Raw genomic sequence first — 20,676 nt, forward strand, 5'->3', positions numbered from 1 at the left:
GAGCTTACACGGACGTACTTGCTGCGTGTCACGGCACGCCACTCGAGGTTCATGTCCGGCACTAATCTCGACGTCAAATTGGTAGCGGGTTTAACGTGTATTGGTGACTTTTTTATGGGGCAGCCGTGTCAAATCCCAAAACAAGGCAACGGCAATAACTCCAAATTCAATGGCCACTACCCAGCCCGGTTGTTGGTACAGGCCCAGCTCGGAGCCGGGCATATTGATTCCCGATGCATAGGCCAGCAATACAGCAACAGAGGCAGCCCAGGCCCAGCGACTTGGCCAGATAACCGCAAAGGGTAAAACCCACAATGCATACCAGGGGTTTAAAACCGGGCTAAACAGCAGTAACAGGCCAAACAGCCAGTCGCCCCGTGGCAATGTATAGACAGGTTTTTTCAGGTGTTGCCAGGCGTATATTGCCCACAGCAGGCAGAAGATGCTCAGCAAAATTATTTTCAATAATCCCGGCCCCACCGTTGGGCCCAGCAGTTGATAGATTGGTGCGTTGAACTGCCAATCTGCGGCCATGGCGCTTAGGCCCTGTGGCAATACTCCGCCGCTGATGGGCAGCCACAGAGCTGCCAGGGTCGCGCCAAACACCAGCCAGCTTCGCCACTGAAATCGCAACAACAGCGGCACCAGAATTAATGCAAATAGCTTTCCTGCAACGGCCAGTGCCAGGCAAATGGCTGTGCGTTGCCACTGCTGCCTTTGGGTGGTGATCAATGCGGCCAGCAACGGCACAATGGCGATAATGTCCGGGTGGGCGGTAAAAGCAAATTCTTTGATCGCCAGTGGACACCAGGCATATAGCAGCACTGAGCGCACGGGCGCCAGTTTCAGCAGCAACAATATTAACGCCATGTCCAACAGTGCAATGATGGCTTGCAGTGGCCATATTTCACCCGGGGCTATGGTGTGGCTGAGAGCGAAGATGTAGTGGTTGAGTGGGCCGTAAATGGTTTTGATGTTCGGGTGGTTGATGCCGTCCAGTAGATCCTCGTCGGTGTCAGACAGCTCATTCGAACCAAAAAATTCAGAGGGCGCCTGGGTGTATGGGGTGCCTGTTTCGACGAGCATGCGCCCATCCCACAAGAAGCGATAAAAGTCGTCTTCCATCACCGGGAAACTGGTAACACCAATTAACCGAAACAGTAACGCCCAGGCGATCACTGCTTTGATGCACAGCTGTTTTTCGCTGCTGTAGTGCCGCCACACCCAAAAACAGATCGCCGCACAACATCCGCTGACCACCCACAATTGCCACAGTGCCACACTGCCCTCGGTTTGTGATGACAGCGACAGGTAACTGTAAGCCAGAGCGGTCAACGCGCCTGCCAGGTGAAGGGGGAATTGTTTCGATGCGAGTACGGTTTTCATAACCTGACCATGATGGATGTTGAGTAAAAAAGTTCCGCAAAACTAAATGCCAAGACTACGGTCAAACCGCAGGTACTTAATGGGTGACGTACATTATGTTTGAACAAAAAACAGTTGCTGTTGTGATACCTGCCTACAACGAGTCAGAAGCCATTGGCGCAGTGGTGGCCGGGTTGCGACAGCTGAAAAATGACCAGGGCGAAGCTCTGGTGGATGATATCGTGGTATGCGATAACGCTTCTACCGACAACACAGCTGATATTGCCTGCGATGCCGGTGCGCGGGTGGTGTACGAACCTCGTCCCGGCTATGGAGTGGCTTGTCAGGCGGCCATCAAAGCATTGGACAGGCCAGATATTGTGGTGTTTGTGGATGGAGACCACTCCGTTCGCGCCAGCGAACTTGCCTTGCTGTTGGAGCAGCTTGAATGCAGCGAGCTGGTGATTGGTTCCAGAGTGTTGGGACGCTGTGAAAAAGGTGCCCTTACCACGCCCCAGCGTTTTGGCAATTGGCTGGCCAGTGTGCTGATTCGCTTGTTTTGGGGTGCACCGGTCACTGACCTCGGTCCGTTCCGGGCCATTCACTACCCGGCGCTACAGCGTCTAAATATGGAAGATATGGCGTTTGGCTGGACGGTAGAAATGCAGGTCAAAGCGCTGATACATGGATTTGATGTTGCCGAAGTGCCAGTCACTACCCTCAAGCGACTGGGTAAATCAAAAATCAGTGGCACCCTGAAGGGCGTAGTGGGAGCTGCCCGGGGCATATTGCACACCATCTTTTCATTATGGTGGCGACAGCGCAGAAGCAGTCTGCACGCTCGCCCTGTATCACACTGACACAACCTGGAGAAAATGCAGTGAAGTTGATAAAAACCGTTTCCATGGCTTTTTTGTTGAGTCTGTCCATGCTGGCCAATGCCGCACCCAAGGCAGAACTTTGGGGTATCTGGAACAGTTCCGACGAATCCAGTACAGAGGTGATTGACCACAGCCTGTGGCAACAGGTGTTGGACAAGTATTTGCGGGCCGACCACCCATCTGGCGTTAACCGTTTTGACTATGGTGCGGTGAATGAGGAAGGCGAAGAGCTGTTGGCGGATTATCTCGACTACCTTCAAGAGCTGGACCCAAGAAAATACAGCCGGGCAGAACAACAAGCGTACTGGATCAACTTTTACAACGCCCTCACCATTCAGCGCATGCTGGAGGCCTACCCGGTCAAGTCCATACTGAAAGTTGGCGGTGGCCTGTTTACCTGGGGGCCCTGGGATGACTCACTGGCGGAAGTGGCTGGTGAGGAGCTGACCCTCAACGACATCGAACACCGCATTCTGCGCCCTATCTGGAACGACCCGCGCCTGCACTTTGCCGTGAACTGCGCCAGCATCGGCTGCCCCAACTTACAAGCCGCCGCTTTTACCGCCGAAAACTCGGAACAGCTGTTGGCGTTGGGGGCGAAAGAATATCTGTCCCATAAGCGCGGAGCACACTTCGATAACAAAGGCCGCCTGGTGCTGTCGCAAATCTTCGAATGGTACGGGGTGGACTTTGGCGATTCGGAAAAACAAGTGATTGCCGCACTGAGCCAGTACGCCCCGGCGGAGCTGGGCGAGAAAATGCGCAACCACAAAGGCAAGGTGAAGTACGAATACGACTGGGATTTGAATAAGCCCTGATGCTGACTTTTGTCATTCTGAGCGCAGCGAAGAATCTGTTAGTGGTGAGATTCTTCGCTGCGCTCAGGATGACATTGAATGGATTGTGCCATTGGGTGCGATGGAGGCAATTAAATCAACGCAACAAATTCGACAACTTCGGATTGGGTTTTTCCGCCTTGCGATACAAGAGCCCGATATGGCCGATAGTTTGCGCCAACTCCGCACCGGTTTTGCTGCACACCTCATCCATCGCCTGCTTTTTTGCATCGCGGTCGCCGATGGCAAATTTCACTTTGATCAATTCGTGGTCGCTCAGTGCCCGCTCGATTTCCGCTAATACACCTTCGCTGACGCCGTTGCCGGCAACGGTGACTACCGGATTGAGATTGTGCCCCAGGCGGCGCAGGTGTTTTTTGTCGTCGTTGGACAGTGGCATAACTGTGGCCCCGTTATTAGCGTAAGAGGGTGCGACCCTGTATAGTGCGGCGCGCATTCTAACGGAAAACGCTTCCGAAAACCCGTTCAACTCCTTTTTGCGTTTTATGTCCCACAAGCCCGGTTCTGCGTCAGCGTCAGCGAAAACCAGTAAAGCCCGTTCCAAAAGTAGCGCGGGCTGGTTGCGCGAGCATGAATCTGATGTGTATGTACAGCGTTCCCGGGCGGATGGTTATCGCTCCAGGGCCAGCTACAAACTGTTGGAATTGTGTGACAAAGACCGACTGATTAGCCCCGGTATGACGGTGGTGGATTTGGGTGCAGCCCCCGGGGGCTGGTCCCAGGTGGCTGCGGAATTGGTGGCTGACAGCGGCACAGTAATCGCCTCGGATATATTGCCCATGGACAGTTTGGCGGGTGTTCAATTCGTTCAGGGTGATTTCACCGAAGACGAAGTTTTCGAGCGGATTATGGCGGTTGTCGACGATTTGCCCGTAGACCTTGTAATCTCCGATATGGCCCCCAATATGAGTGGTATGAAGGCGGTGGATCAGCCGCGGGCCATGTACCTGGTGGAGTTGGCCCTGGATATGGCAGACCGGGTATTGAAGCCCGGTGGCGCCTTTGTTGCCAAGGTATTCCAGGGCGAAGGTTTTGACAGTTGGTTGCAGGACGTGCGCCAGCGTTACAAGCGGGTGGTTACCCGCAAGCCCGATGCTTCCAGGGCGCGCTCCCGGGAGGTATATATTGTGGCACAGGGCTATACTGGTACTTATTAACCTCGCGCCGACTTTGTCGGCGTTGGCACATCCATGTGCCGAACTATTAACACTTCATATGTTTTACTGCCGTGTTAATAGGCACCCTTTAGGCATCGATTAAGAATTGGAAAAGAGGTCGGTTCGTTGAACGATATGGCAAAAAATCTCATTTTGTGGCTGGTAATAGCCGTTATCCTGCTGTCGGTATTTAACAATCTGGCGCCCACCAGTAATGTCTCTGAGCTGGATTATTCCGAATTTATCGACCAGGTGCGTGGCGGCCAGGTGAGCGAAGTGACCATTCGCGGGCAGATTATCGATGGTCGCAACGGCAGTGGCACTGCCTTCAAGGTGGTGCGCCCGGATGTGCTGGACATGAAGCTCATGGATGACCTTTACAACAACAATGTGAAGGTGCGTGCCGAAGAACCCGAAAAGCAGAGCATCTGGTCGCAGTTGCTGGTGGCATCGTTCCCCATTTTGCTGATTCTGTTTATCTTTATGTTCTTTATGCGCCAGATGCAGGGCGGTGCTGGCGGCGGCAAGGGCGGCCCCATGTCGTTCGGCAAGAGCAAGGCCAAACTGCTGTCTGAAGACCAGATCAAAACCAATTTCTCTGATGTGGCCGGCGTGGACGAAGCCAAAGAGGACGTTCACGAACTGGTGGAATTCCTGCGCGACCCAAGCCGCTTCCAACGACTGGGAGGCCGTATTCCCCGTGGTGTATTGATGGTGGGCCCTCCCGGTACCGGTAAAACCCTGTTGGCCAAAGCCATTGCTGGCGAGGCCAAAGTGCCGTTCTTCTCCATTTCCGGTTCCGACTTTGTGGAGATGTTCGTGGGCGTGGGCGCATCCCGCGTGCGCGACATGTTCGAGCAGGCCAAAAAGCAATCTCCCTGCATTATCTTTATTGATGAAATCGACGCCGTAGGCCGTCACCGTGGCGGTGGCTGGGGCGGCGGCAACGACGAGCGCGAACAGACCCTCAACCAGTTACTGGTGGAAATGGACGGTTTTGAAGGCAACGAAGGCGTTATTGTGATCGCTGCCACCAACCGCGCCGATGTGTTGGATAAGGCCCTGTTGCGTCCGGGCCGTTTCGACCGCCAGGTGTATGTCAGCCTGCCGGATATCCGTGGCCGCGAGAAAATCCTGCAAGTGCATGTGCGCAAAGTGCCGGTGGACGACAACGTAGACCTGCGAGTGGTTGCCCGCGGTACCCCGGGCTTCTCTGGTGCTGACCTGGCTAACCTGGTGAACGAGGCCGCCCTGTTTGCCGCGCGAGCGGACAGGCGCCTGGTGTCCATGGAAGAATTTGAAAAGGCCCGCGACAAAATCATGATGGGTGCCGAACGCCGCTCTATGGTGATGAATGAAAAAGAAAAGGAAAACACCGCCTATCACGAAGCGGGCCACGCCATTGTTGGCCGCCTGATGCCGGATCACGATCCGGTGCATAAAGTCACTATTATTCCTCGCGGCAGGGCTCTTGGTGTTACCCAGTTCCTGCCAGAAGAAGACAAGTACAGCCTGAGCAAACGCCAGTTGGAAGGCCAGCTGTGCAGCTTGTTTGGTGGGCGTATTGCCGAAGAGCTGACACTGGGAGCTGATGGTGTCACCACCGGAGCCTCCAACGATATCGAGCGCGCCACCCAAATGGCTCGCAATATGGTTGCCCGCTGGGGCTTGTCAGATGCCATGGGGCCGCTGCTCTACGGTGAAGAAGATGCTCAAATGCCCGGTGGCGGCAATTCCAATTACTCCGAGGAAACCTCTCGGGAAATTGATAAAGAAGTGCGTCAGCTTATTGATCGCTGCTACTCCCAGGCGGAAAAACTGCTCAAAGACAATATGGACATTCTGCATGCCATGAAAGATGCATTGATGGAATACGAGACCATCGATGCGGAGCAAGTGGATGACTTGATGGCCCGCAAGCCAGTGCGTCAACCCAGTGGTTGGCAGGACAACGACCTGGATGGTGGTTCGTCTGCCGGTGGAAAAGCCGCCTCTGAAGTCAAGTTGGATGACGATGCAGATAAGCCGCTGGATGATGGATCTGCTGATCCGGTCAAGTAAGCTGTTTGCCTAAATACTTCACGTCATTGCGAGACAAATCGGCAGGGAAGCCGAAGTCTATTTGTCTCGCAATGACGATTTTGTTTCCAGGGGTAGGGTCAGGGGCAAGTAATTATGGCAGAGCTGCGATTAACATCTCACCCGCCCCAAATTATGGGCATCCTCAATGTGACCCCGGATTCATTTTCCGATGGCGGCCAGCTTTATCATCATCAGCACGTTAATCTGGATCGCGTCCTCCGCACCGCAGAGCAAATGGTGGCGGATGGCGCCGGTATTCTCGATATTGGCGGTGAATCCACCCGGCCCGGAGCGGCTCCGGTGTCTGTTGATGAGGAGCTGGACCGAGTGATTCCGGTGGTTGAAGCACTTGCGCAGCGGCTCGACGTGGTGCTGTCGGTAGATACCAGTAGCCCGCCAGTGATAACAGCAGCGGCGGCAGCCGGTGCGGGGTTGATAAACGATGTGCGCGCACTGCAACGGCAAGGTGCCTTGCAAGCGGCGGCGGCTACCGGGCTGCCCGTGTGCCTGATGCATATGCAAGGTGATCCCGGCTCCATGCAGGCGGACCCACAGTATGGGGATGTGGTGCAGGAGGTGATGGATTTTCTCGACCAGAGAGTGGCCGATTGCCTGGCAGCGGGGATCGAGCAAAACAAGATTGTGCTGGACCCGGGTTTTGGCTTCGGCAAAACACTGGCACACAACCTGGCGTTGTTTCGCGCGCTGCCTTCACTGGCTGCCCGCGGTTTGCCCGTTCTGGTGGGGGTGTCTCGCAAGCGAATGATAGGCACTATACTCAGCGACCAGGGTGTAGAACGGAATGTAAACGAACGTTTGCTGGGCAGCGTTACACTGGCGCTGCTGGCGGCACAGCGCGGTGCTGCGATATTGCGGGTTCACGATGTCAAACAAACCGCTGACGCATTGCGAATGTGGGCAGCGATAGAAAATAACAGCGAATAATAGAGGTTCCCCTGATGGGTGCAAAACGCAAATATTTTGGTACCGACGGCATACGCGGTACGGTTGGTGAGGGGCCGATAACAGCGGATTTTGTCATGCACCTGGGCTGGGCTGTAGGCAAGGTGTTTGGTGCCCAGGCCGAGGGCCGCAAGCTGATATTGATCGGCAAAGACACCCGGGTGTCTGGCTACATGTTTGAATCTGCCCTGCAAGCGGGCCTGATTGCCGCCGGCGTGGATGCGGGGTTGTTGGGCCCCATGCCAACCCCCGCCATTGCCTACCTGACTCGCACTTTTCACGCCCAGGCGGGTATTGTGATCAGCGCATCCCACAACCCTTTCCAGGATAATGGCATCAAGTTCTTTGCTGCCGACGGTTGCAAACTGCCCGACGAAGTTGAGTTGGAAATCGAACGCTACCTGGATCAACCCATGGTGACCGAACAGTCCAGCGAGCTGGGCCGGGCTGAGCGTATTTCTGATGCCGCTGGTCGCTACATCGAATTTTGCAAGGGTGTCTTGCCGAGAGATTTTGTGCTCACTGGTCTGCGCATGGTGGTGGATTGCGCCAACGGCGCCACCTACCATATTGCCCCCAATGTGTTTAAAGAACTGGGTGCTGAAGTCATCGAACGGGCAGTGACGCCCAATGGCGTCAACATCAACCTCAATTGTGGTTCCACCAAACCGGTAGAATTGCAAAAAGCTGTTGTGGATCAGGGGGCTGACCTGGGTGTTGCTTTTGATGGTGACGGCGATCGCCTGGTGTTTGTGGATCACCGCGGCGAGCTGGTGGATGGGGACGAAATTCTCTACATCATCGCCAACCACCGTCAAAAAAATGGACACGGTTGCAGCGGTGTTGCCGGCACCTTGATGAGCAACTTCGGTTTGGAAAAAGCCTTTCAGCAATTGGACGTGCCATTCCAGCGCACCCAGGTGGGCGACCGCTACGTTATCGAGGCCATGAAGCAGAACGGCTGGACACTGGGCGGTGAGAACTCCGGCCATATCGTTTGTTCCGATGTCACCACCACCGGGGATGGCATTGTCTCTGCGCTGCTGGTGCTGCATGCCCTGCGCGACAGTGGCGACAATCTGCATCAGCTCAAACAGGGTATGAGCAAGTATCCACAGACTATGGTGAACGTACGCATCGACGAGAAAGTTGACCTGGCGGATTACCCGGTGATCAGCGAGGCGGTGGCGCAGGCGGAGGCTGACCTGGCGGATAGTGGCCGGGTGCTGCTGCGACCTTCTGGAACCGAGCCGTTAATCCGCGTGATGGTGGAAGGGGAAGACAAGCAGCAGGTGGATCGTCTGGCGGATCAAGTGGCTGCCGTGGTGGAAAAAACACTCTGCCCGGAAGACGATTGAACAGTCACGGATTGAGGTCAACATTAAAGTGCTGTAAAGCGCTTGCGGCACCGGGGCAACTCCGCTAAGATTTGCGCCCTTTTCGGCACCCCCGACTTTATCCCGAGCAACTTGAGAACGACGCCATGCGTAAATCACTGGTGGCTGGTAACTGGAAAATGCACGGCAGTGTTCAATCCGTTGAAGCGCTCTGTGCAGGCATTGTTGCCGATGTCGGGAGTGTGGGGGATGTAGAGGTACTGGTGTGCCCACCGACGGTGTTTATTCCGTCCGTACTGCAAATGACAGCTGACTCAGCGGTTGCAGTAGGTGGCCAGACTGTCAGCGAGCACAACCAGGGTGCCTATACCGGCGAAATTGCCGCCGATATGCTCAAGGGTATTGGCTGCCAGTACGTCATTATCGGCCACTCTGAGCGCCGAGCGCTGTACGGGGAAACCAATAGCATTGTGGCGGAAAAATTTGTTGCTGCCGAGGCCGCTGGCCTGACGCCTATTCTTTGTGTGGGCGAGACGCTGGAGCAGCGAGAGCAGGGAAAAACCCTGGAAATTGTCGGTGAACAATTGCAGGCGGTGATGGATCGCGCCGGTGCCGATAAAGTGGCTGCAGCGGTGGTTGCCTACGAACCGGTATGGGCCATAGGAACCGGTGTTACCGCCACCCCCGAACAGGCTCAGCAAGTGCACGGGGCTATCCGTCAGCAATTGGGTGAAGCGGGCGCTGATACACGAATTTTGTACGGTGGTAGTGTCAAGTCCAGCAATGCCACAGAAATATTTGCCCAGCCAGACATCGACGGTGCACTGGTGGGTGGCGCATCACTGGATGCAAATGAATTTTTAAAGATTTGCCAACAGGCATAAAGACATGACTGAAAATCTGATACTTGTTTTTCACGTACTGGTGGCCCTGGCCATTATTGGCCTGATCCTGCTGCAGCAGGGCAAGGGTGCAGAAGCTGGCGCTTCATTTGGTGCCGGTGCTTCGCAAACCATTTTTGGCAGCTCCGGCAGCTGGAATTTCTTCAGCAAAATGACCGCTATTCTGGCTACAGTATTTTTTGTCACCAGCCTGACTTTGGCTGTGGTTGCCAAAAATAACCTGCAGGTTGATGACCAACCCACCCCCGGCCTGGTGGTGGAAGATGAACAACCGGTGGAAACAGACATCCCTGTTGTGGACCAATCTGTTGAAGCAGCGGAAGACGACATTCCGCAAGTGGAAGAAGAGTCCAGCAAGTAATGACAGTTTATGCCCAAGTGGTGGAATTGGTAGACACGCTATCTTGAGGGGGTAGTGGCGCAAGCCGTGCCGGTTCAAGTCCGGCCTTGGGCACCATTTTGAAACCGCTCTATAATGGGCGGTTTTTTCGTTTTTGCCGCAGTCATAATATTTCCATTTATCACTAAAAAATCCCTGCTAAAGTGCTTGACCGAGTAATGGCTGCTCCCTATAATTCGCAGCCTCTTGAGCAGGGCGTGGTTGGTTTCAAGTACGTTTCTCAAGTCCGGTGCGGGGTGGAGCAGCCTGGTAGCTCGTCGGGCTCATAACCCGAAGGTCGTCAGTTCAAATCTGGCCCCCGCTACCAACTATTCAGCGTTAGTGTTTATACATTAACGCAAACGTTGAAGCCCCATTTATGGGGCTTTTTCGTAGCTAAAGGGATGGGTTTTACAGGATGTTGCAGTAAGGGCCGTTGGCCCTTTTTTTGGCTTTGGACGTTGCGATTTTTGATGAATGCCAAAAGTGATCAGCTGAAACAGCTTTTTGATCCGGTGGTGGATGCCCTGGGTTGTCAGCTGTGGGGGTTGGATTTACTGCCCCAGGGCAAACATATGCTGTTGCGCATTTTTATCGACAAGGCCGATGGTGTCGGTGTGGATGATTGCGAGCGGGTGAGCCGGCAGGTGAGCAGCCTGCTGGATGTGGAAGACCCCATCAGCGGTGAATATACCCTGGAGGTGTCGTCGCCGGGTGCGGATCGTCCGCTGTACACCCTGGCTCAGTGTGAACAATTTATTGGTGAAAGCGTCAGTATCAAACTGCGCTTTCCCTATGAAGGCCGTCGCAATTTCAAGGGCTTGTTAAAAGGCATTGAAGGCGACGAAATAGTGGTGGAAGTGGATAATCACGAATATCTGTTTCCATTCGACGGTGTTGAAAAGGCAAATATTATTCCCCGTTTTTAACCAAGCGGAGTGTTTGTGAGGCACGGAAATGAGTAAAGAAATTTTGATGGTTGCGGAAGCGGTGTCCAATGAAAAGGGCGTTTCCCGCGATATTATTTTTGAGGCCATGGAGCAAGCCTTGGCCACCGCCACTAAAAAGCGTTACGACGAAGACGCCACCATCCGTGTGGTGATCGACCGCGAAACCGGCGACTACGAAACATTTCGTTCCTGGGAGGTGATGCCAGACGACGAAATGGCAGAACTGGGCACCCAGTTCACCACCGAAGAAGCTGCTGAAAAAGACACGACTTTGAAAGTGGGCGACGTTTACGAAGAACAGGTGGAAAACATCGGTTTTGGCCGCATCGCCGCGCAAATCGCCAAACAGGTAATCGTGCAAAAAGTGCGCGATGCCGAGCGCGCGTTGATTGTGGATGAATTTCGCAACCGGGTTGGTGAGCTGCTGGCCGGTACGGTAAAGAAAGTAACCCGCGACCACATTGTTGTTGACCTTGGTAACAACGCCGAAGGTTTGTTGCCTCGCGAGGAACTGGTAGGCCGGGAAATTTTCCGCGTCAACGACCGGGTGCGTACCCTGTTGATCGCCATTCGCGAAGAGAATCGCGGCCCGCAATTGCTGCTCAGCCGCGCTTGCAACGACATGCTGATCGAACTGTTCCGCATTGAAGTGCCAGAAATTTCCGAAGAAGTGATCGAAATTCGCGGTGCCGCCCGCGACCCCGGCTCACGCGCCAAGATCGCGGTAAAAACCAACGATGGTCGCATCGATCCGGTGGGTGCTTGCGTGGGCATGCGCGGTGCACGGGTGCAGGCGGTCTCCAATGAACTGGACGGCGAGCGCGTGGACATCGTGTTGTGGGACGACAATCCGGCTCAGTTGGTGATCAACGCCATGGCCCCGGCGGAAGTAGAGTCCATTATCGTCGACGAAGACGCCCGCTCCATGGACGTGGCGGTGGACGAGGAAAACCTGGCCCAGTCCATCGGTAAAGGCGGTCAGAACGTGCGCCTTGCTTCCGAGCTGACCGGCTGGAAGATCAACGTCATGTCTCTGGATGAGGCGGAGGAAAAACAACAACAGGAATCCTCCAACTTTATGGAAACCTTTATGGAACAGTTGGACGTGGACGAAGACGTTGCCGCTGTTCTGGTTGACGAAGGCTTTACCAGCCTGGAAGAAGTGGCTTACGTGCCTCTGGAAGAAATGGCCCAGATTGAAGGCTTCGACGAAGACATTGCCGAAGAACTGCGCGCCCGCGCCAAAAATGCGCTGTTGACCCTGGCGCTGGCCAGCGAAGAGCAAATCGCCGGTGTCGAACCCGCGGAAGACCTGCGCACCATGGACGGCATGACCGACGAACTGGCACGCAAACTGGCGGCCAACGGCATCGTCACCATGGAAGACCTGGCGGAACAGGCCATCGACGAACTGCTGGAAATTGAAGGCATTGACCCGGTACAGGCCTCCGACCTGATTATGACCGCCCGCGCGCCATGGTTTGCCGAAGCGGAAGACGAATAAAGCGGCAGCAATACGCAGAATTGGGCCCGATACAGGGCAACTAGCCCGATAGCGGGCAACGACTAAATACTGAGGAATACAAATGGCAGAGGTGACTGTAAGCGAACTCGCTAAAGTGGTTGGCGTTAGCGCGGATCGTCTGCTCAAGCAAATGCAGGAAGCGGGCCTGAAACAGACCGCAGAAAGCGATGTGGTGGCTGACGAAGAAAAGCAAACCCTGCTGGCGTACCTGAAAGGTCTGCACGGGGAGAGCACCCGCGAGCCGAAAAAAATCACGCTCAAGCGCAAAACTGTCAGCACCCTGAAAGCGGGCGCGGGCAAAAAAGCCGTGGCAGTTGAGGTGCGTAAAAAGCGCACTTACGTGAAACGCAGTGACGAAGAAATCGCAGCCCAGGCGGAAGCGGAAGAAAAAGCCCGCGAACTGGAACCGGCCCCCAGCGTACTGGATGACGCGGAAGCCAAGCGCGTAGCCGCACTGGAAGCCCGCCGCCAGGCTCAGCAGGAAGCCGAGGAACAGGCGCGCCTGAAAGCGGAAGAAGAGCAGCGCAAGGCGGAAGAAGAAGCGCAGTTGAAAGCCGCTGAACTGGAAAAAGCCGAAGCCGCAAAAACCAAAAAGCAATTCTCTGAACCCGCTGCCCCGGCACCGGCTGAAGAAGAGAAAAAACCGGCCAAGAAGAAATCCCGTCTGGCTCCCAAAGTGGACAAAAACAAAAACCCGGTGGCGCTGGCCGATGACCTGGACGAAGTAAAAGGCATTGTGAAAACCCCGCGCCTGAAAACCAGCCGCAAAGCCGCCGCCAGCAAACCCATCAAGCTCAAGGGCGACAACAAGCACAAGTTCAAACGCCCCACGGAAAAAATTGTTCACGAAGTGGAACTGCCGGATGAGATTCAAGTGGGCGAGCTGGCCCAGAAGATGGCCGTTAAAGCCGGTGTGGTGATCAAAGAACTGATGAAAATGGGCACCATGGCCACCATTAACCAGAGCATCGACCGCGACACCGCCACTCTGGTAGTGGAAGAACTGGGCCACACCCCGATTGCGGTTTCCGCCAACGCGGTGGAAGACGAACTGGCCGCGGTACTGGCTGGCATGAGCGAAGCGGCGGCGGAAGAATCCCGTGCCCCGGTCGTTACCGTTATGGGCCACGTGGACCACGGTAAAACCTCGCTGCTGGACTACATTCGCGAAAGCCGCGTGGCCTCCGGTGAAGCCGGTGGCATTACCCAGCACATCGGCGCCTACCACGTAAATACGCCCAAAGGCATGGTGACCTTCCTGGATACGCCGGGCCACGCCGCCTTTACCGCCATGCGCGCCCGCGGCGCACAGTCTACCGATGTGGTGATTCTGGTGGTGGCTGCCGACGATGGCGTGATGCCGCAAACGGAAGAAGCCATTCAGCACGCCCGCGCTGCCGGGGTGCCACTGGTGGTGGCCATTAACAAAATGGACAAAGAAGGTGCCGACCCGGATCGCGTGACCAACGAACTGTCCGCCAAAGATGTAATCCCGGAAGACTGGGGTGGCGATACGCAGTTTATCCACGTATCCGCCCACACCGGTCAGGGCATCGACGAACTGTTGGAAGCGGTGCTGCTGCAGTCGGAGCTGATGGAACTCACCGCCCCGGTAGACGGCCCCGCCAAAGGGGTGATTGTGGAAGCGCGCCTGGATAAAGGCCGCGGTGTGGTGGCCACGGCGCTCATTCAGGCCGGTACCCTGAACAAAGGCGACTACGTACTGGCTGGCGAGAGCGCCGGTAAAGTGCGCGCCATGGTGGACGAAAACGGCAAGCCCATTCAAAACGCTGGCCCGTCCATTCCGGTAGAGATTCTCGGCTTGGATGTGGCCCCGGATGCCGGTGAAGAATTTGTGGTGGTTGCCGACGAGCGCAAGGCCCGGGATGTGGCCGAGCACCGCCAGCAAAAAGCCCGCGAAGAACGCCAGGCCCGCCAGCAGGCGGCCAAGCTGGAAAGCATGTTCGCCACCTTTGAAGGCAACGAGAAGAAAGTGCTGCCGGTGGTTTTGAAAACCGACGTGCGCGGCTCCCTGGAAGCCATCATCTCCTCGCTGGCAGATTTCGCCAACGACGAAGTGGCGGTGGAAGTGGTGTCTTCCGGTGTCGGTGGTATCACCGAATCCGACATGAACCTGGCGCTGACGTCTGGCGCCGTAGTGATGGGCTTTAACGTGCGCGCCGATGCCTCTGCCCGCCGCCTGGCGGAAGCAGAAAACATCGACCTGCGCTACTACAGCATCATTTATCAATTGCTGGACGAAGTGAAGCAGGCCCTCAGCGGCATGCTGGCGCCGGAGGAGAAAGAAGAAATTGTCGGTATCGCCGAAGTGCGCGATGTATTCCGCTCTCCCAAACTGGGCGCCATTGCCGGTTGCATGGTGGTGGAAGGCACTTTGTACCGCAGCAAGCCCATTCGCGTATTGCGGGACAACGTAGTGATTTACGAAGGCGAGCTGGAATCCCTGCGCCGCTTTAAAGACGATGTGCAAGACGTGCGCAACGGTATGGAATGTGGCATCGGCGTTAAAGACTACAACGACGTCAAAGTGGGTGACCAGATCGAAGTGTTCGATATCGTTCAGGTGGCGAGATCGCTGTAATCCGTTGGACGTTCGATGTTGGACGAATCGCACTAGCTGGTTTGTCGTCGAACGTCCAACATCGAACGTCAAACGAGCTTTTAGATGACTGACTACAGCCGCACTCAACGCATTTCTGACGCCCTGCAGCGCGAGCTGGCGGTGTTGATTCGCGACGCAATTCGCGATCCCCGGGTGGGCATGGTCAATGTTACCGGCGCGGAAGTCAGCCGCGACCTGTCCCACGCCAAAGTGTTTGTCACCTTTGTGGGCCATGAAACCGAAGCGGATTCCCGCAAAGCGGCGGAAGTGCTTAACGGTGCTGCCGGCTTTTTGCGCAATCAGGTGGCCCGCAGTATGGAGTTGCGCGCCACGCCCAAGCTGCGCTTTGTCTACGACAAGAGCGTGCGTTACGGCCAGAACCTGGAAGCGTTGATTGAAAAAACCGTGTTTGATGACGCCAAAAGGCGTCAGGCCACGGACAGCGACGGAGACTGACCAGTTGGGCAGACGTAGACGTCAGCGCGGCCGACCGGTAAGCGGTGTATTCCTGTTGAACAAGCCCTCGGGCATGAGTTCCAACGATGCCCTGCAGCGGGTCAAATATCTGATGTTCGCCGACAAAGCCGGGCATACCGGCAGTCTCGATCCACTGGCTACCGGTGTATTGCCCATTTGCCTGGGAGAGGCCACCAAGTTTTCCCACTTTTTGCTGGATTCGGACAAAGGCTATCGCGCCACATTCCGTTTTGGCATCCAGACGGAAACCGGCGACAGCGATGGTGATATCGTGGCGCAACAAAGCGCTGCCAGGCTGACTAAAAAGATGGTGGAAAAAGCCATCGAGCCGTTTCGTGGCGACATCATGCAAGTGCCGTCCATGTATTCGGCGCTCAAGCACAATGGCGAGCCGCTGTATAAATTGGCCAGGCAGGGCATTACCGTAGAGCGCGAAGCGCGGCCTTGTACTATTTTTCAGTACGACCTGCTCGACTTTCGTTCAAGGGAAGGTCGAGCCGGCGAAATCGCCGAAGCGGATGTCTTTGTGCACTGCACGAAAGGCACTTACATCCGTACCCTGGCGGAAGATTTGGGCGAGGCGCTGGGTGTGGGTGCTCACGTATCCATGTTGCACCGCACCCAGGCGGGGCCGTTTTTTGAAGACGATGCCACCTCCCTGGACGAGTTGGAGCGCCTGCGAGAAGGCAAGCGCGGCGAGGATATGGATTACCTGCTCAAGCCCACCGAGGCAGCGGTAGATGATCTGCCCGGTTTTGATTTGCCAGAGGATGTGGCGTTTTATTTGAAAAAAGGCCAGCCGGTAATCTGCCCGCAGGCCTATCGCGACGCAGAAGAAGGCGATATAGTGCGCCTCTTTGTGGAAGACGGCCCCTTTTTGGGGGTTGGCGAAGTTCTTGATGACGGCATGGTGGCCCCGCGCCGTTTAGTTGTTGGACGTTAGATGTTAGACGTTGGACGAGCGGCTCCGGCCCAGAATCGTCGAACGTCCCGCATCAAGCGTCAAACATTAGGCAGTCTGTAAATATGCGCGGACTGCCTGAATCCACGGTTGGACGTTAGAGGTTCGACGTTAGACGCATGGCACTGAGCCAGATTCGTCGAACGTCCAACATCAAACGTCGAACCCCAATTAACCGCATATTAAAGAGGAAAATATCATGGCACTAAGTGCACAAGAAAAAGCAGCTATTGTTGCTGAACACGGCAAAGGCGAAGGTGATACCGGTTCCCCCGAGGTTCAGGTTGCCCTGCTGACCGCCAACATCAACAAGCTGCAAGGTCACTTTGGCGATCACAAAAAAGACCACCACTCCCGTCGTGGTTTGATTCGCATGGTAAACCAGCGTCGCAAGTTGCTGGATTACGTAAAGGGCAAAGATGTCGAACGCTACGCTGCGCTGATCAAAAAGCTCGGTTTGCGTCGCTAAGACTGGCACCTGCGGCTCCCTTTCGGGGGCCGCAGTTGTTTTATAAAAACCAAACCGATCCCAAACTGAATAAGTGTGCTGATCGAGTTACCTATGGCTGCTTTCACCCTCCGTCATTGCGAGGAGCCGAAGGCGACGCGGCAATCTCCTGGCTGTCACGAGATTGCTTCGCTTCGCTCGCAATGACGAATAGGGGGAGTTGTCATAGGTAACCCGAGCAGCAAAAACACCGCAGCTGCGGGATCAAAAAATACAGGAAAATGTAATGACTCCTACCATTAAAAAATTCCAATACGGAAACCACACCATCACCCTGGAAACTGGCCGCGTTGCGCGCCAGGCCAGCGGAGCGGTAATCTGCTCCATGGACGACACTGCGGTACTTTGTACCGTTGTTGGCGCCAAGCAAGCCAAGCCCGGCCAGGACTTTTTCCCGCTGACCGTGAACTACCAGGAAAAAGCCTACGCCGCCGGTAAAATCCCCGGTGGTTTCTTCAAGCGCGAAGGTCGCCCTTCTGAAAAAGAAACTCTGACCTCCCGCCTGATCGACCGCCCCATCCGCCCGCTGTTTCCCGATGGCTTCAAAAACGAAGTGCAGGTGGTTTGTACGGTAATCTCCGCCAACAAAAACATCGACCCGGACATTCCCGCCATGATCGGTGCGTCTGCGGCGCTGGCTATTTCCGGTGTGCCCTTTAGCGGCCCCATCGGTGCCGCCCGGGTTGGCTTTAGCCAACAAGACGGCTACCTGCTGAACCCCACCTACAGCGAGCTGCAAGGCTCGGTGCTGGACATGGTGGTTGCCGGCACCAAAGAAGCGGTGCTGATGGTGGAATCCGAAGCCAAAGAACTGCCGGAAGACCTGATGCTGGGCGCGGTACTGTTCGCTCACCAGGAAATGCAGGCAGTGATTCAGGTAATCGAGCAACTGGTTGCCGAAGTGGGCAAACCCCGCTGGGACTGGCAGGCGGCGGAAGTTAACGCCGACCTGAAAACCGCCCTCAACCAGAAAGTGGGCGCAGATCTGGCTGCCGCTTACACCATTATCGACAAGCAAGAGCGCGTTACCCGCGTAAACGAATTGCGCGATGCGGCTGTTGAAGCCCTGTCAAGCGACGAAGAAGGTGGCGTTGCCGCTGACACTGTGGGTGACTACTTCAAGAAACTGGAAAAAGAAATCGTTCGTGGCCGCATTATTGCCGGTGAACCCCGCATCGATGGCCGCGACAGCAAAACCGTTCGCGGCATCAACGTGGAAGTGGGCCTGCTGCCCAACGTGCACGGCACGGCTTTGTTCACCCGTGGTGAAACTCAAGCCATTGCCACCGCTACCCTGGGGGCGGTACGTGATGCGCAGATCATCGACGCCCTGGAAGGGGAGCGCAAAGACCCGTTCATGCTGCACTACAACTTCCCTCCCTATTCCGTGGGCGAGTGTGGTCGCATCGGCTTTACCGGCCGTCGTGAAGTGGGCCACGGCCGCCTGGCGCGCCGCGGTATTGCTGCGGTACTGCCGAACGTTGAAGAATTTCCCTACACCATTCGCGTGGTATCGGAGATTACCGAATCCAACGGCTCCAGCTCCATGGCCTCCGTATGTGGCGCTTCACTGGCGTTGATGGACGCTGGCGTGCCTCTGAAAGCACCGGTTGCCGGTATTGCTATGGGCCTGGTGAAAGAGCAGAGCGGATTTGCGGTACTCACCGATATTCTCGGCGACGAAGACCACTTGGGTGACATGGACTTTAAAGTGGCCGGTACCGCCAAAGGCATTACCGCCCTGCAAATGGACATCAAGATCGAAGGCATCAACGAAGAAATCATGGAAATCGCCCTGGAGCAGGCCCTGCACGCCCGTCTGCACATCCTCGGCGAGATGAACAAAGTGATCGACAGCGGCCGTGAAGCGGTGGCGGAAAGCGCCCCGCGCTTCTCCACCCTGAAGATCGACCCGGACAAGATTCGCGATGTCATCGGTAAAGGCGGCGCAACTATTCGTGCCCTCACCGAAGAAACCGGCGCTTCCATCGACATCGAAGACGACGGCAGCATCCGCATCTACGCCGCCGACAAAGAGTCCCTGGACCTGGCAGTCTTCAAGATTGAAGAAATCACCGCCGAAGCGGAAATCGGCAAAATCTACCAGGGCACCGTGGCCCGCATTGTCGACTTCGGCGCCTTCGTCACCATCATGCCTGGCACCGACGGCCTGGTGCACATTTCTCAAATCGCCCAAGAGCGAGTTGAGAAAGTCACCGACTACCTGCAGGAAGGTCAAACCGTTCCTGTCAAGGTACTGGACGTGGACGCCCGCGGCCGCATCAAGCTGACCATGAAAGACATTCAGCAGGAAGGTGCGGAAGCACCGGCTGAGGACGCGCCGCAGGGGGAGTAACTTTCTCCAGTGCGTGACAAAAAACGGGGCTGCGGCCCCGTTTTTTGTGGCTGGATGTCGGATGTCAGAAGTCGGACGCTGTGTCAGATATGGCTCAATTGATTGGCAAGTGATGTCATTGCGAGTCGCTCAGTGACGTGGCAGTCTCGTGGCTTGTATCCCGCAATCAGGCTTACCTTATGCAATTCGCCAACCGCTGCCGCGGCATTACTTCCTTTAAAGCCATGGACATTCTCGCCGCCGCCATGGAGCTGCAAGCTCAGGGGCGGGACATTGTGCGTATGGAAGTGGGGGAGCCGGCGTTTGCTACACCGCAGCCGGTGCTTGAAGCAGCTCAGCAGGCCATGGCAGCGGGGCATACCAAGTACACCGCGGCCTGTGGTATTCCCCAATTGCGCGAGGCGGTGGCGGAGTTATACCAACGCCGTTATGGAGTGGCCGTAGCGCCTGAACGGGTGATCATTACCACCGGCAGCAGTGCCGCGCTGGGTATGGTATGCGAGCTGTTGTTAAACCCTGGTGATGGCTTACTGCTTTCCGACCCCGGTTACCCCTGTAATCCCAACTTCGTGCGCCGCCTGGATGCCGAGCCGCAGTCGGTACCAGTGGATGCGAGTAACCATTTTCAGCTGACCGCAGAGTTGGCTCGCGAATACTGGCAAGCCAATACTCGCGGGGTCATGGTGGCGTCACCGAATAACCCCACCGGGGAAATCATCACCCGCGATAACCTGGCTGCACTGCATCAATTAACCGTGGAAAAACAGGCGGCTTTGGTGGTGGACGAGATTTACCACGGCTTGACCTACGGAGATGTGGATGTTGCTTCGGTTTTGGAAATGACCAACGATGCTTTTGTGATCAACAGCTTTTCCAAATACTTCGGCATGACTGGCTGGCGTCTGGGCTGGGCAGTAGTGCCGGAAGCAGCGCAAGATAAAATCAATACACTGGCGCAGAATTTTTATATCTCCAGTCCGGCCATATCCCAATACGCGGCCCTGGCTGCACTGCAACCAGAAACCGAGGGAATCCTTGAACAGCGCCGTGAAGAATTTCAGCGCCGCCGGGATTTTCTGGTCAAGGGCCTGCGGGAAATTGGCTTCGGCATTAACCATCTTCCCGCAGGGGCATTTTATGTTTATGCCAATGTGGATAACTTTACCGACGATGGCGAGGCGTTTTGCTGGCGCATGCTCAAGGAGCAAGGCGTGGCGTTTACACCGGGCACCGACTTTGGTGTTCACAATGCCAACAGGTATGTGCGTTTTACCTACACGGCGCAGATGGACAGGTTGGAGGAGGCGCTGGAGCGTCTGGCGGTGGGAGTTGTATCGCTCTGAGTATGTCTTG

The 20,676-nt window shown here is 55.8% G+C and carries 18 protein-coding genes and 2 tRNA genes; 18 read left to right on the forward strand and 2 right to left on the reverse strand.

Annotated features, from left to right (window positions below; all coding sequences use genetic code 11):
* Positions 1-90: 90 nt before the first annotated feature.
* Positions 91-1,386 (reverse strand): hypothetical protein, encoded by a 1,296-nt coding sequence (locus ACVBEJ_RS08215; protein WP_447129139.1) that lies wholly within the window; start codon positions 1,384-1,386, stop codon positions 91-93.
* A gap of 95 nt (positions 1,387-1,481) precedes the next feature.
* Between ACVBEJ_RS08215 and ACVBEJ_RS08220 the strand changes: the two genes are divergently transcribed.
* Entirely contained in the window at positions 1,482-2,225 is a 744-nt protein-coding gene (locus ACVBEJ_RS08220) for a glycosyltransferase family 2 protein (RefSeq protein ID WP_447129140.1), read from the forward strand.
* A gap of 20 nt (positions 2,226-2,245) precedes the next feature.
* Positions 2,246-3,064, forward strand: coding sequence for a DUF547 domain-containing protein (locus ACVBEJ_RS08225; RefSeq protein ID WP_447129141.1), 819 nt, complete (start codon positions 2,246-2,248; stop codon positions 3,062-3,064).
* 115 nt (positions 3,065-3,179) lie between these two features.
* On the opposite strand, the gene ACVBEJ_RS08230 is transcribed toward ACVBEJ_RS08225, so the two are convergent.
* Complete coding sequence (locus tag ACVBEJ_RS08230) at positions 3,180-3,482, reverse strand: YhbY family RNA-binding protein (RefSeq protein ID WP_447129142.1); 303 nt, start codon at positions 3,480-3,482, stop codon at positions 3,180-3,182.
* Positions 3,483-3,588: 106 nt separating this feature from the next.
* Here ACVBEJ_RS08230 and rlmE point away from each other — a divergent pair, with 106 nt between their 5' ends.
* From rlmE to ACVBEJ_RS08310, 16 genes are all read left to right on the forward strand, one after another.
* A complete protein-coding gene (gene rlmE / locus ACVBEJ_RS08235) occupies positions 3,589-4,260 on the forward strand; it encodes a 23S rRNA (uridine(2552)-2'-O)-methyltransferase RlmE (RefSeq protein ID WP_447129143.1) in 672 nt (223 codons plus the stop codon).
* 135 nt (positions 4,261-4,395) lie between these two features.
* On the forward strand, positions 4,396-6,321 hold the full coding sequence (gene ftsH / locus ACVBEJ_RS08240; protein WP_447129144.1) for an ATP-dependent zinc metalloprotease FtsH: 1,926 nt from the start codon (positions 4,396-4,398) through the stop codon (positions 6,319-6,321).
* A gap of 114 nt (positions 6,322-6,435) precedes the next feature.
* Positions 6,436-7,287, forward strand: coding sequence for a dihydropteroate synthase (gene folP / locus ACVBEJ_RS08245; protein WP_447129145.1), 852 nt, complete (start codon positions 6,436-6,438; stop codon positions 7,285-7,287).
* A gap of 14 nt (positions 7,288-7,301) precedes the next feature.
* Complete coding sequence (glmM, locus tag ACVBEJ_RS08250; RefSeq protein ID WP_447129146.1) at positions 7,302-8,663, forward strand: phosphoglucosamine mutase; 1,362 nt, start codon at positions 7,302-7,304, stop codon at positions 8,661-8,663.
* A gap of 125 nt (positions 8,664-8,788) precedes the next feature.
* Entirely contained in the window at positions 8,789-9,526 is a 738-nt protein-coding gene (gene tpiA, locus ACVBEJ_RS08255) for a triose-phosphate isomerase (RefSeq protein WP_447129147.1), read from the forward strand.
* A 4-nt stretch (positions 9,527-9,530) separates the two neighbouring features.
* Positions 9,531-9,905: a preprotein translocase subunit SecG gene (secG, locus tag ACVBEJ_RS08260; RefSeq protein ID WP_447129148.1), complete on the forward strand. Its 375-nt coding sequence runs from the start codon at positions 9,531-9,533 to the stop codon at positions 9,903-9,905.
* Between the two features lie 11 nt (positions 9,906-9,916).
* Positions 9,917-10,001 (forward strand) — tRNA-Leu (locus tag ACVBEJ_RS08265).
* Between the two features lie 173 nt (positions 10,002-10,174).
* Positions 10,175-10,251, forward strand: a tRNA-Met gene (locus ACVBEJ_RS08270).
* A gap of 145 nt (positions 10,252-10,396) precedes the next feature.
* Positions 10,397-10,852 (forward strand): ribosome maturation factor RimP, encoded by a 456-nt coding sequence (rimP, locus tag ACVBEJ_RS08275; protein ID WP_447129149.1) that lies wholly within the window; start codon positions 10,397-10,399, stop codon positions 10,850-10,852.
* A 28-nt stretch (positions 10,853-10,880) separates the two neighbouring features.
* Positions 10,881-12,377 (forward strand): transcription termination factor NusA, encoded by a 1,497-nt coding sequence (gene nusA / locus ACVBEJ_RS08280; protein ID WP_447129150.1) that lies wholly within the window; start codon positions 10,881-10,883, stop codon positions 12,375-12,377.
* An 82-nt stretch (positions 12,378-12,459) separates the two neighbouring features.
* Positions 12,460-15,000 carry a translation initiation factor IF-2 gene (gene infB, locus ACVBEJ_RS08285; RefSeq protein WP_447129151.1) on the forward strand — a complete coding sequence of 847 codons (2,541 nt, stop codon included), beginning with the start codon at positions 12,460-12,462 and terminating at the stop codon, positions 14,998-15,000.
* Between the two features lie 84 nt (positions 15,001-15,084).
* Positions 15,085-15,477, forward strand: a complete 393-nt coding sequence (rbfA, locus tag ACVBEJ_RS08290; RefSeq protein WP_447129152.1) for a 30S ribosome-binding factor RbfA — start codon at positions 15,085-15,087, stop codon at positions 15,475-15,477.
* Between the two features lie 4 nt (positions 15,478-15,481).
* Complete coding sequence (gene truB / locus ACVBEJ_RS08295; RefSeq protein WP_447129153.1) at positions 15,482-16,441, forward strand: tRNA pseudouridine(55) synthase TruB; 960 nt, start codon at positions 15,482-15,484, stop codon at positions 16,439-16,441.
* 217 nt (positions 16,442-16,658) lie between these two features.
* Positions 16,659-16,928: a 30S ribosomal protein S15 gene (gene rpsO / locus ACVBEJ_RS08300; RefSeq protein ID WP_289153540.1), complete on the forward strand. Its 270-nt coding sequence runs from the start codon at positions 16,659-16,661 to the stop codon at positions 16,926-16,928.
* A 265-nt stretch (positions 16,929-17,193) separates the two neighbouring features.
* Entirely contained in the window at positions 17,194-19,323 is a 2,130-nt protein-coding gene (pnp, locus tag ACVBEJ_RS08305; RefSeq protein ID WP_447129154.1) for a polyribonucleotide nucleotidyltransferase, read from the forward strand.
* A gap of 179 nt (positions 19,324-19,502) precedes the next feature.
* The gene (locus ACVBEJ_RS08310; protein ID WP_447129155.1) at positions 19,503-20,666 is read left to right on the forward strand and encodes an aminotransferase class I/II-fold pyridoxal phosphate-dependent enzyme; all 1,164 of its coding nucleotides are present in this window, start codon (positions 19,503-19,505) and stop codon (positions 20,664-20,666) included.
* The last annotated feature ends 10 nt before the right edge of the window (positions 20,667-20,676 follow it).

It is taken from the genome of Porticoccus sp. GXU_MW_L64 (assembly GCF_052983295.1).